Source organism: Aliiglaciecola aliphaticivorans (assembly GCF_054782055.1).
The window spans coordinates 54,851-67,521 of sequence record NZ_BAAGTF010000094.1 but is presented as its reverse complement, the minus strand read 5'-3'; the positions used below and the strand labels follow the sequence as shown (position 1 = coordinate 67,521).

Genomic DNA, 12,671 nt, shown 5'->3' with positions numbered 1-12,671 from the left:
GAGAATTATTGTGAGCGCAGAAGCATTAGTGAATCAAACGTCAGGAACTGCTGGCTTATCCAACCAAATGCTGCCAGTGGATCCATTTCGATCTCTGTATGTGCATTTTGGGATGCTTTTAGGGGTCGACGATTTTCAAACGTTGGATGCCTATCATCGAGGGAAAATGTGGTATCACAACGCATGGCTTCACGGCCAGGGAGTGGTTTGGGGCCTTGACGTGAGCTTGCCCCAACGGGAAAGTGAAGATACCGACGAGGTCGCATTTCTCGGCGAAGTGAAAGTCACACCTGGATTGGCTATGGATGCCGTGGGTAGAGAATTATTACTCGAACAAGCAGCATGTTTAAATTTAGCTGCCTGGTACGAAGCCAATCAAGATGACGTGGCACTGCAACAAGCTGTCACCCATGATGAAGAAACCGGTGATGTGATCTTTGATGCCCATGTAACCTTGGAGTTTCATAGTTGTTTAACTCGGCAAGTGCCTGCACTGAGTGAAAGTTGTGATGCTAGTAGCACTTCAACGGCTTATTCTCGTGTGGTTGAAACCGTAAAAGTGTATCTGAGAGCTGGCGAATATCAGGCTTCATCTGTGACAGAATATCACCGCTTAAATGTGTTATTTGGTTTGCAAGAAGCCAGAGAAGATGACGACGGAAACGTACTAGATAGTGACGCTGAAGTGTTGCAGGCTAAAGCACAGATTATGGCTGCAGAAGAACAACAAAAAGCGGCACTATGTCAAAAGTGGTTCACCCATTTCGCGGTGTTGGATGGCATGGATATCAGGCCACAAACTAATCTCGATACCAGTCAATTTGGCAGTTTTCCGCAACAACCTCCTTGCAAGGTGTTGTTAGCCAATTTACAAGGATTAAGATTACATAAACAGCAACAAAGCTGGCAGCTAATTGATGGTGTTGTGGATCCCTTCGTTCGACCGTATTTGTTGCCGACATCTACTTTGCAACGGCTATTATGTGGTAGTGGTCATTCCCCACAAACTGCAGAACCTAGTCTTCCTGAAGTTCCCGATGATGATGCCGGAGGACCGCGCATTGATGCACAAAGTGTTGCGATGCAAGGAAGCGAACATATCAATATGCAGGTTGTTGGTTCCCCGTTAATGAAAGCCAGTGTGGACGCCAAAGGGATCAGTGTAACTGCCTTTGATACCCGAGATGGCTGGGTAAATTGCGATATTAAAACAGTGTCTTACAACAGTTCTGAGAATCGTTTGCAGATTGAACTGCGAGATGCTCCCGCTGGCGTTCTAGTTAGGTTAATTGTGAAAGGGACTGGTGGAACTCCCATTTTAGGTCGTAATCGAATTCCCTTAGCGGGTGGTATAGACAGTCCTGCTGGTTCGGTTTTTCAGGGCAATGATTTTATCTACATGTTTAAAACAAGGAGTGGATCATGAGCAGTCTTAAAACGACCAGTGTTACTGGTAATATATCAAGCAATTCAACTCAGTTGGGGAACGCTAGCGGATATACTGTGATTGACAGCGCCAGTCCACTTACTCGTTTAAATTATTTTGATGGTAAGTTTTTACGCGCGCCTGATTTACAATTAGAACAAGCCGCATTATTGAATCAGATCCGCTTATCAAATCAAGCGGCAGGTGGGGGGATTGTAAATGGCTTTGATTGCAGTTTAACCTCTGGTCAACGAATAACAATTAGTGCTGGACTGGGCTATGACTGGCAAGGAAGAGCGCTGGTATTAAGCCAGGATATCGAAGTAACGGTTAACCAATTATTGGCTGACAATAGTAGTTCTGCGGCAGCACTAGCATCTAAAGAAGTGGAGACTTCTGCTACGCTGACGAGCAGCGATTTTAAAACCTTTGAATTGCGCAGTGCTGAATTGGCAGCAAATAATATTGTTGCCAATCAAGAATTGTACTTGCTCGTTGTATATCATCTGGAAGCCTACTGTGGTGAAGAAGATGTGTATGGTAAATTATGTTCCGAAGCTTGCATTAGCAGTACTCAACGTACCCACATTGTTGAGGGATTGAGTATCCGTGCTGTGCCTCTTAGATTAACCGAGGCACTTAAAGATTCTAATCAAGTGGCCTTAACCCAAAAGCATCTTCGTTCTCGCACGGTAAGTGCCTTTTTTGAGCAAGAAAAGAATACCATTTCGTCTTTGATTAGCCAGCAGGGCCTAAACGCTGCAACTTGGTGTTTGGGCGCTGAAGCGCTAACGGGGGAAGGGATTGCCATTGGTATGTTATCAAAAGTGGGTGATACCCTGGTATTTTTAGATGCTTGGGGCGCTCGTCGTGAGCGCATTGTACCACCACCGCAGCAATATTGGGCGGCACGCATGGGGATGCGAAACTGGCAAATTTATTTAGCTCAAATATTACAATTTCAATGTCAATTACGGGATTGTTTGGGGAGTTTTGATCCGCAAAACCCACCTGTTACCAGTGATCCTTGTGCTGAAGAGAAAACCCTGATCAAAAGTGCAGCAGCCGACATGCAACAGTTATTGAGTTATTACACCAATGTGTCAGCAAAGCTCACCCAGATTGAGAGACTGCCGGGAGCCACAGAAGTACCGGGAGCCACAGAAGTGTCGGGAGCCACAGAAGTGTCGGGAGCCACAGAAGTGTCGGGAGCCACAGAAGTACCAGCAGCAAGTAAAGTGTCGGTAGCCAATGAAGTGCAATTTGCCAGCAAAGAGACACAAGCCAGTATTATTTCAAAAGGCAGTATTACCCCGCAGAGTGATAACCTATCTCAATTCAATATGACTGGCATAGATGTGCAAGAATTACAGGCCAGTATCGACCGACTGCAAGCCGTTGGAAACAGTCAGTTGAGTCAGCAATTACTCATCGATTGCGGGATTGTCGAGTTGCCCAGCGCTGGCTATCTACCTGTGGTGGCTGATTCATCTCTATCAATTAATCATCAAGTTCGTCAATTAATGGGCCCAGGAGTCGATTTACGGTTCTGTGCTGTGCGCCCTGATTTTGTTCATCATGCTCTAGAAGAAGCACAACATATGCAACGCATATGTTTGTTATCAGGTTTGGATAATCCCGAGAACTTGCAAGAGGTGGATATATTGGTTCCCGAAGGGCAAATTAATCGCTCTAAACCAGTGCAAAATCAACCTGCTTTCCAAGGGCATATTGATTCATCAGATACTATCCTTGGCATGATGTTGCATTTAGTCGCCGACGCATTTAAAGACTCATTGGACAAAAATAGTATTCGTGACGAAATGGTCATGCGTTCTGCATCATTGAGCTCTCGTGCAAGTGTGAGCGAGGTAAATTTGTCTGCAGGCAATCTAGACTTTGGTAAAGATATGACAGGCGCAGCCAGAGGCGAAAATCTAGACGATAAATTGGGCTTTTATTTAGCCACTGAAAATTCTGCGTCTACCCAAGTTGACGGTCAAAAAATAAAAACAGATATTAATTTATGGGGTCAGTTGCAATCTGATAAAAATGTTTTCGTCCTAAACTCAGGTGCAAGAGCACAAGTATCAGCCCGTTTTATTTTGGAAATGAGTTTAGTGTATGCCGGCAATGATCGAGATATTACCCTTGATACCATAGTTGAGTTAAATATCAGTGGGCAAGTGATTATTGAAAATGTGGCCCAGCGCGAGCAAACCAGAAGATTAGTAGGTCGTTTTGTGGGCGACAGTATATTGCAGTACACCACCACCCATAACGGCGTTCCTAAAAAACAGGTATCAAGCGCTAGTCTTAACGACGATATCGTACTTAGTCGAGAAGTTACCGATAAAGGCGCAAATATTGTCATTAATATTCCCAGTCCGTCACTATTTGGAAACTCGGATTTAGTCGACATGACTTATACACAAACCTGGAATGAGGCCGGAGAATGTGAAGTCGTCGGACAGCTAAGTACCCTTGTAGAGGGAAAACCTAGCGAAGTTAACTTTTTATCGGCAAGGTTTGTACCTGATGATCAGGTGCTCACCCCAGGAAACCCTTTTTATAACAAGTCTTTGGTGGCTCTCAATCAAATAGCTGGTGCCCTTGATAACCCTGGGTTTGTAGAAAGTGCCAGTCATCTATTATTTCCCCCACCGGTTAAAATGCCCGATGAGTTGATAGTTAAAGGGCAATACCCCTGGGTTTTATTTCATCGAAGACGAAGTAAAATTTGTGAGGGGGATTCCGTCCCAGAGGTTGTGCAAGAAACCAGACAATATCAAATTTATCTTGTGGAAGTCACAGAAGATACCAGTACTGAAAAATTACTGGCCGCATTGGACAGGGCATTCGAGACTACTGTAGACAAAGCAGAGCCAGTCGTTGAGGTTATATTCTCTGCTAGTTCAGCGGTGATAAATAGTTCTCACAACACTTTGCAAGAAGCATGGAAGTCCATGCTGCCTGGTCAAGGACAAACCATAATAGCCGCTATTGCAAGCACCGGTGATGTGGTTAAAGAAGGTAATGCTATTGCAACTTCACGGGTGAATAGTACTAGCGCCGTATTGGATGATGTGAGCAATTTCGCAACGAATATGCCGATTGTGGTCAAACAGACATTACCCTCATCGTTGAATGCACAGGGGCGCGACGGTGCCATAGTGTATTTTATTAAGCAAGCTGAGCAACAAGTGGAAACTGATTGCCACAGGGTATATCAAGTTGTTACTTCTAATCCCGAGGACGTGTTATTTAGGATCAACACTTTCGTAGAAAAATATGAACCGGGATCAAATATCACCTTAGATAATGTGTTTGAATTTGATAATGCTAGTAAGTTAAATGTGAAACCGCTGTTTAAGACAGGTACCGGGGAGTTTACCTCACAACAACAAGGAGATGATTTAAAAGCGGCTTGGCAGGAAGCGGGGAGTTTCACCACGACCCATGCAGGTGCGCTGCATCCCCTAGAAGACCCCAATAACGCACACATAACTTTTAAGCAAACCAATCAAATTGTGAATACCCTTGGAATAGCCAGTGACAATCCTGACGACAATATGGATACCATTAGCATTCCGCTAGGTATGTTTGATGAGTGCCAAAAAGCCACGGTTCTTGTTAGTGCCACCCAGTGTCATCAAGTGTATTTAGTTACATCCGCGGCCTTCGATATTGAAATTATTGCCGGACAACAAGTCGATGAGGCGCAAAGGGCAGCACTAGATATTATTCTGATTGATTTTGACATAGATGTCGGTCGCAACCAGGCGGCTTACTATGACCTTAATGCCTTGCAATTTTATTGGGATACCGCTGAATTTGAAGCAAGTTCTAAACAACTATTTAGCAATAACTGGCAATCTCACCTAAGCAACAATATTGCCCTGCAGGAAATCTTGAGTAGCTCCAATGCAATTTCATATTTTTCCAGCATCAAACCAATAGTCGATGACAACGGCAGTTTTTATCACAAACCCAACGAGGAACATACGCAACTACAAAGCCAAGCCATTGCTGAGTTACTTAACCTAAATAACGATTCAAATCATGTGGTTCAAGGGAGTCAGCGTGATTCGTTTCCGAGTAATTGCCCGGTGATCACTTTTATTTTGGTAGCGCCTGGCAAAGTGATTAATGAGGTACCAGGAAATTTGGCGCGGGTGGTTAGGTTTGATGAAAACAATCAAGTGATTCGAGACGACGAGTTAGAGAAGGAATTGCAGAGTTTAAAGGATTCTTCTACGCAAATTAAAAGTATTGAACTCATTAGTGAAGATGACTCTGCTGAATCGGTAAAAATCGCTGATACCCAAGCGCGATCATTAAAAAAGGTGTTGCAAGATGCCGGGGTAGCAACCCGCATGGCAAAAATAGACGCGCATATTCCCACTGCAACAGATAAGAACATGAATAAGAATTTGTTCTTAAAGCTTAACTAGTCAGGTTAGGGGAAGTCTTATGTTGAAAGCTCAGTCAACGGGTGACAGTCAGCATCAAACCTGTGCAGCGAAAGCGGCAAAAAAGCCTGCTGATGCTTTCCATTCAGGTAATTTCCCTGAGCATACATCAAGCAAGCAAGGGGGAGTCGGATCTGGGATTAGAACATCAGTTAATCCCTTGTGGGAGCGGTTGGCTAGCAACAATATGCCAAGCAACGTCATTCAACGTAAGTGTGAACACTGTGAACAAGAGCAGGAGGAGCCTTTATCGGTACAACCAAAATTAACCGTGAGTGCAGCCAATGATGTTTATGAGCAAGAAGCCGATGCTGTTGCTAATCAAGTGATGAGCGGCAATAGCAGCAAGGTGAGTCATATTTCTCGTCTTCATTCTCCACAGGCATCGACCAAGAAGGATAACGCAGCTGCCAGGCAGTCTGATTCTCAAAATCAACAGCCCAACCGATTGAGCTCTTACGTTAATAGCTTAAATGGTAAGGGAAGTCCTTTGTCTACTGCGGAGAATCGATTTTTCTCTAGCCGCTTTAACCATTCATTTGAAGGGGTGCGATTACACACCAACAGTGAAGCAAATCAAGCGGCCAAAGGAATACAGGCGAAAGCTTTTACCTATGGTAATCATATCGTTTTTAATCAAGGAGCGTATCGGGCTCATCATCCAAATAGTATGCATTTGTTAGCTCACGAATTGACTCACGTAGTCCAACAAGGTGGGGCTAATGGTGTTGTTAGTAAAAAAAGCGATGATGCCAGTGGCTGGATTCAAAGAACCCCTGAAGGTGATTTAACCCCAGAACAAGTCGGTCAAGATCCTGGCTTACTCTTATGTTTTATTCTATGTGAACTAGGAGTACCACCGTCTATTTGGCGAGATTTAACGGGTTTATTACTACAGGCAGTTTGGGAAGAATACAAAGCGACCTATTCACAGGCGCAGGCCAGTGTGGCATTTAGACGCTTTGAATTAGCATTTCAAACCTATACTCCGCTAAAAATTGTGCAATTACTTTTAACGTTCATTGTGCATGGAAAAATCGGTCTTGTGGCGGTCAGAGCGGCCAGTGCAGAGGCCATTCGGGCTAGATTAAGAGCTATGTTAATCTCCCGTGGGGCCTCATCGACTGCCATCATTGGTGCTGAACAAATTGCTAGAAAAGTGGTAATTGTGATTGAAGTGGCAATTGCCGCAGGTTGTGCTGTGTATTGCGGTTCACTAGCCCTAGGTAGGGCAATCGTTGAACTAACCCAAGCAGCCGCAGAGGGGATTATTGCATTTGCAGAAGGATTAGAAGCTGCGGGTGAAATAGTAGGCTCAATAGTTGGAGGCATTGCCACTGAAATCTTTGTCCGTCCTATTCTTACAAGTTTAGCCATGGCTGACGTGTTTAATTGGGATGTAAATGGGTTGCCGTCGTCTACTAGAGCCGACACTGTTGTAATGGGGCTGTATTTATCATCGCAATTAAATGGCGAAGATATGGATACACTACTGACTCAATTAGCTAAACCAATAAATCAATATCCAGATGATTTTCAACATTTAATTTCGTCCACTTTTGCTGAAATTGTCACCGAGCGACAAACTCTCAATGAAGAACCCTTGCCTTATACTGCTCAAGAAATTCTACAACTGACTCCCATCGCTTTTATTCGACTGCTTAATGAACGAGCCTACCTACTGTTTGATCAAGATCCTAATGATATTGCCGATAGGATGATCAATGGTGGAGTAGAAGCTGATGATACAGAGTGAGGCGTTTAGCTGACAGCTTATTATTGCAGGTATAAAAGTATTGCTTTCTAGCTATCGCGACATGTTTCGTCTGAAAACTCGAATTCTATTGTGGTATGAGCGAGGTTAAATTGGGCCAATTGAGCATGAAGATCCGCTTTTATTTCTTTCATGATGGGAACGCCAATTTGTTCGTTTAAAACCAAATGTGCAGTCATAACGTGTTGCTCTCCATCCAATGACCAAATGTGTAGATGGTGCACATCATCTACACTACTAGGAGACAACAGAATACGTTTTACGGCTTCACGAGTGGTATTGTCTGGTGTGGCTTGAAGAAAAAGTACCAGGGTCATTTTCAGGTTTTTTAATACATTGATGAGAATAAATAAGGTAAAAGCGATGGATAAAATAGGATCTAAAATTGGCCAGGGTTTAAACATTAATACAACAGATACTATCAGCACAGCAACCCAGCCTAAAACGTCCTCTATTAAATGCCAATTTAATACCCGTTCATTTAACGTTTCACCATCACTTAGTTTATAAGCTGCATAACCGTTAACTAAAATACCAAAAATAGCTAAGGCAAACATCCCTTCGGTGTGGGGCATTTCAGGATTACTGAGTCTAGGTATGGCTTCAAACATAATCCAAATGGAACCCACAATAAGCACCAAACTATTTACTAATGCACCCAACAATGAAAAACGTTTGAAGCCATATGTGAATACCTGATTGGCATCTTTTTCGCCTAGTTTATTCAGGCCCCAAGCAGTACCAATTGCTAAGCTATCGCCTAAATCATGCACCGCATCGGCCATAATTGCGGTGCTGTTGGTTAACCATCCCCCAATAAATTCGATGATAGTAAAAGTGACATTTAAAAAAAATGCCCAGCCAATTCGGTTAGACGCCGTATGCTGATGAGCATGAGCATGAGCATGAGCATGAGCATGAGCATGAGCATGAGTATGAGAATGACCTTGCTGATGAGAGTGTTTACCCATGACGATTTTTGTTTTTCCTATTGGTTTATTCGTTGACGTATTTGTTGTTCTATCTCATCAATAATTTTTTGATTATTTGCAGATATTGGCAAAGGTTTAAAAGGGCTGACATTGGTGCCGCCAGTATTACCAGTGGGTATTAAGCCAATCCAGGTTTTTGTCAACGCTCCGACTAGTCGGAATGCCTGACCGGCAATTTCCATCAAACTCAGGGTTATTAAACCATGTTTTAGCATTAAGTAATGGACAAGACAATGTAAGTAAGTGGATTTTTGAGCAATGACATGGGCATCTTCTAAAAAGCTAAATGCGTTTTCTAGCTTGCCATTGTTTTTTGCCTGCTCAGCTAGGACTATTTTATGTTGCACAAAGGGTTTCGCATAATGAGTGTAGTGCATTATAGGTCACTCCAATATTGATGACTGATAAATACAAGTGTAAAGTCTATAGTTACTATAGAGTCAAGTTTTCGATGATGGAAATGAAAATAGGTCTAGTTGCTAAAAAATCCGGCTGTTCCGTGCAAACTATCCGTTTTTATGAAAAACAAGGTTTGCTTAATCAACCACTACGTAACGCGAGTAATTACCGTGCTTATGATGATGATGCATTAAAACAGTTAACCTTTATTCGTCAATGTCGTTCTCTAGGTATCTCCATAAACGAAATTAAACAACTGATTATTTTGCGAGAAGAGCCAGATAAAAGTTGTGAATCCGTCAATCAAATGGTCAATCAACATATTCAAGAAGTGTCAAAACGCATGGAAGAATTAGCGCGCTTGCAGCTCGTTTTAACTGAAATTGCATCCTCTTGTTCTGCAGGCCATTCTATTGGTGAATGCGGTGTATTAAAAAAACTTGATGTATAAACAGTTGAAAATCATATACCATTTTTAAATCTAAACCTTTACTTATGAATTGGGAAATCGAATGAAAAAGATAGAAGCGATTATCAAACCGTTTAAAATTGATGAAGTTAGAGCAGCGCTGACGGATGTTGGTGTCACTGGCCTAACCGTGACTGAAGTAAAAGGTTATGGCAGACAAAAAGGTCATAAAGAGACTTATCGTGGGGCAGAGTACAATGTGGATTTTTTACCTAAAGTTAAAATAGAATTGGTGGTAACAGATTCAGAAGTGGAACGTTGTATTGAAGCGATTATGGAAGTGGCTGCTACCGGTAAAATTGGTGACGGAAAGATATTTGTTACTCCAGTGGCGCAAGCTATTCGTATTCGTACTGGCGAAGAGAACGACGAGGCACTTTAACGCTACTGATATTAATGGGTTACGCTAGGGTGGTGTTAATCAATAATGGCGCTTTCCCTTAGCTGTTACTACTCGACGAAAAGAAGATGAATGTTAAGTTGAAATTGGATTAAGTCACTAAGGTTGTTTTGGGGTGATAATAGTCGAAGTACACCAATTTCCTTTGCTAAAAATCTATGAAATTTTAGCCAAGTAAAAAACTGCCGATATTGAATGATAGCCAACCTAAAAGGATCTGCTCCTTTTGTAGACTCAATACTTGTAAATCGAGTTGCTAGCGTCAGTAGCACAAAGCCAATCAAAATATTCAAAGCACTCATTGAATCAATCTCTAACTAATTGATAATTTGCGTATTTAATGTGATTGTTAATCAATTGTTAAGGTAGATTAGGGTAATCTATTTTTCCAATAACCAAACGCACCTCAGGCGTTGATTTTAGGTCTATAGTTTGTTTGCACTCATACAAACCGACTACAGGACTTAACCATGTTCAAACGTACGCTTCCTATTGTTGCCGCTATTTCTATTGCTTTATCGCCAGGGCTGGCTACCTATTCAGTAAGTGCTTCTGAAACTCAAAAAAACATGCATTTTTGGTGGCCGGATAAACTCAATTTACAGCCTCTACGGCAGCACGATCCGCGCTCAAACCCATATGGAAATGAGTTCAATTATGCTGAGGCATTTAAAACACTCGATCTTGATGCAGTAAAAAAAGATATTAAGGCTGTTTTGACAAACTCCCAGCCATGGTGGCCAGCCGACTATGGGCATTATGGGCCTTTTTTCGTGCGCATGGCGTGGCATAGCACTGGTACCTACAGAATGTCTGATGGCAGAGGCGGGGGCGCTGGTGGACAGCAGCGATTTGAACCCCTCAATAGTTGGCCAGATAATGTCAGTTTAGACAAAGCAAGGCGCTTACTATGGCCAATAAAACAAAAATACGGCCGAAAAATTTCTTGGGCTGATTTGATGGTATTAACTGGGAATGTTGCCATGGAATCAATGGGCTTTACGATTTATGGTTTTGCAGGGGGCCGCGAAGATGATTGGGAACCGGATATGGTCTTTTGGGGACCAGAAACGACTTGGTTAGCTGACGAGCGCTACAGCGGTGAGCGGGAACTGCAAAAGCCCCTTGCCGCGGTGCAGATGGGACTGATTTATGTCAACCCAGAGGGGCCTAATGGCAACCCTGATCCATTGCTCGCGGCAAAAGATATTCGAGATACCTTTGGTCGCATGGCAATGAATGACGAAGAGACTGTGGCGCTAATTGCTGGTGGGCATACATTTGGAAAAGCCCATGGAGCGCACAAACCCGAAGAATGCTTGGATGCAGAACCCGCTGCTGCCGGTATTGAAGAACAGGGATTGGGTTGGAAAAACAAATGTGGCAAAGGCCATTCAGAAGACACTATCACCAGCGGTCTCGAAGGTGCATGGTCGGTTAATCCAACGGCTTGGACAAGTCAATATTTAGACAATTTATTTGGCTTCGAATGGGTTAAAACCAAAAGCCCAGCAGGCGCGACCCAATGGATACCAAAAGACAACGCTGGAGCAAACTTAGTACCCGACGCCCATGACGCGTCTAAACGTCATGCACCCATTATGTTTACCACAGACTTGTCGTTAAAGGTTGACCCTATTTATCGGGAGATTGCTAAACGTTTTCAAGAGGATCCTAAAGAGTTCGAATTAGCGTTTTCTAAAGCCTGGTTCAAATTAACCCATCGGGATATGGGGCCGCGATCGCGCTATGTTGGAGAAGATGGGCCAAAAGTCGATTTAATTTGGCAAGACCCCTTGCCCCAAGTGGATTACAAAATCATAAGTGACAGGGATATTAGAAAGCTTAAAACGGCAATTCTTGATACAGATTTATCCATTGCTGATCTGGTTACAACCGCCTGGGCCTCTGCAGCTAGTTTTAGAGCCACTGATATGCGTGGCGGTGCTAATGGTGCGCGAATTCGACTCGCGCCTCAAAAGGATTGGGAAGTCAATAACCCCCAGCAATTGTCACGGGCTTTAGCTACGTTAGAGTCCGTTCAAAACGAGTTCAACAGAAAATTAAAACGAGGCAAAAAAGTATCCTTGGCAGATGTCATCGTTCTAGGTGGCGCCGCAGCAATTGAAAAAGCAGCCAAAAATGCAGGCTTTGACGTTGACGTTTCTTTTTACCCTGGCAGAGTCGATGCTACTCAGGCACAAACTGACGCCGCGTCCTTTGCCGTCCTAGAACCCGCTGCAGATGGTTTTAGAAACTATTACGCAACAAGCGCCGCTTACTCACCTGCTGTTATGCTAGTGGATAGGGCAAATACACTCAATCTAACGGTGCCTGAAATGACCGTACTGGTGGGAGGAATGCGAACCATGGGAGCTAATGCAGATCTAAGTAAACATGGGGTTCTGACTGAGGATACGAATAGTTTAAATAATGATTTCTTCATTAATTTGCTTGATATGTCCACGAAGTGGAGCAAGTCCAATGACCAAGAGGGACTATTTGAAGGTAGAGACTGGGAAAGTGGGAAGTTGAAATGGACAGCAACCCCTGTTGATCTTATTTTCGGTTCAAATTCAGAGTTGCGAGCTGTCTCTGAAGCCTATGCTTCTGATGATGGAAAACAACAGTTTGTCGATGATTTTGTTAAGGCTTGGTCAAAGGTAATGACAGCGGATCGTTTTGATATCCAGCAGTGATCAATAATCTCGGATAATTTAGCGGCAACCATTATGGTTG

8 protein-coding genes are annotated in these 12,671 nt (G+C 43.2%); 6 read left to right on the top strand and 2 right to left on the bottom strand.

Going from position 1 to position 12,671, the window contains the following annotated elements:
- Positions 1 to 10: 10 nt before the first annotated feature.
- From ACYVIL_RS21065 to ACYVIL_RS21055, 3 genes are read left to right on the top strand one after another with little or no spacing between them, the layout of a single operon-like run.
- Positions 11 to 1,426, top strand: a complete 1,416-nt coding sequence (locus ACYVIL_RS21065) for a hypothetical protein (protein WP_460314776.1) — start codon at positions 11 to 13, stop codon at positions 1,424 to 1,426.
- Positions 1,423 to 5,880, top strand: coding sequence for a hypothetical protein (locus ACYVIL_RS21060; protein ID WP_460314774.1), 4,458 nt, complete (start codon positions 1,423 to 1,425; stop codon positions 5,878 to 5,880). Before ACYVIL_RS21065 ends, ACYVIL_RS21060 begins: the two co-directional genes overlap by 4 nt.
- A gap of 19 nt (positions 5,881 to 5,899) precedes the next feature.
- Complete coding sequence (locus ACYVIL_RS21055) at positions 5,900 to 7,654, top strand: eCIS core domain-containing protein (RefSeq protein ID WP_460314772.1); 1,755 nt, start codon at positions 5,900 to 5,902, stop codon at positions 7,652 to 7,654.
- Between the two features lie 47 nt (positions 7,655 to 7,701).
- Here the strand turns inward: ACYVIL_RS21055 and ACYVIL_RS21050 are convergent, their stop codons facing one another.
- Positions 7,702 to 8,643 (bottom strand): cation diffusion facilitator family transporter, encoded by a 942-nt coding sequence (locus ACYVIL_RS21050; RefSeq protein WP_460314770.1) that lies wholly within the window; start codon positions 8,641 to 8,643, stop codon positions 7,702 to 7,704.
- Between the two features lie 17 nt (positions 8,644 to 8,660).
- Positions 8,661 to 9,041 carry a DUF3703 domain-containing protein gene (locus ACYVIL_RS21045; RefSeq protein WP_303474121.1) on the bottom strand — a complete coding sequence of 127 codons (381 nt, stop codon included), beginning with the start codon at positions 9,039 to 9,041 and terminating at the stop codon, positions 8,661 to 8,663.
- A gap of 83 nt (positions 9,042 to 9,124) precedes the next feature.
- Here ACYVIL_RS21045 and ACYVIL_RS21040 point away from each other — a divergent pair, with 83 nt between their 5' ends.
- From ACYVIL_RS21040 to katG, 3 genes are all read left to right on the top strand, one after another.
- A complete protein-coding gene (locus ACYVIL_RS21040) occupies positions 9,125 to 9,514 on the top strand; it encodes a Cd(II)/Pb(II)-responsive transcriptional regulator (RefSeq protein WP_303474122.1) in 390 nt (129 codons plus the stop codon).
- A 61-nt stretch (positions 9,515 to 9,575) separates the two neighbouring features.
- Positions 9,576 to 9,914 carry a P-II family nitrogen regulator gene (locus tag ACYVIL_RS21035; RefSeq protein WP_303474124.1) on the top strand — a complete coding sequence of 113 codons (339 nt, stop codon included), beginning with the start codon at positions 9,576 to 9,578 and terminating at the stop codon, positions 9,912 to 9,914.
- 488 nt (positions 9,915 to 10,402) lie between these two features.
- Entirely contained in the window at positions 10,403 to 12,631 is a 2,229-nt protein-coding gene (gene katG, locus ACYVIL_RS21030; RefSeq protein ID WP_460314767.1) for a catalase/peroxidase HPI, read from the top strand.
- Positions 12,632 to 12,671: the final 40 nt, after the last annotated feature.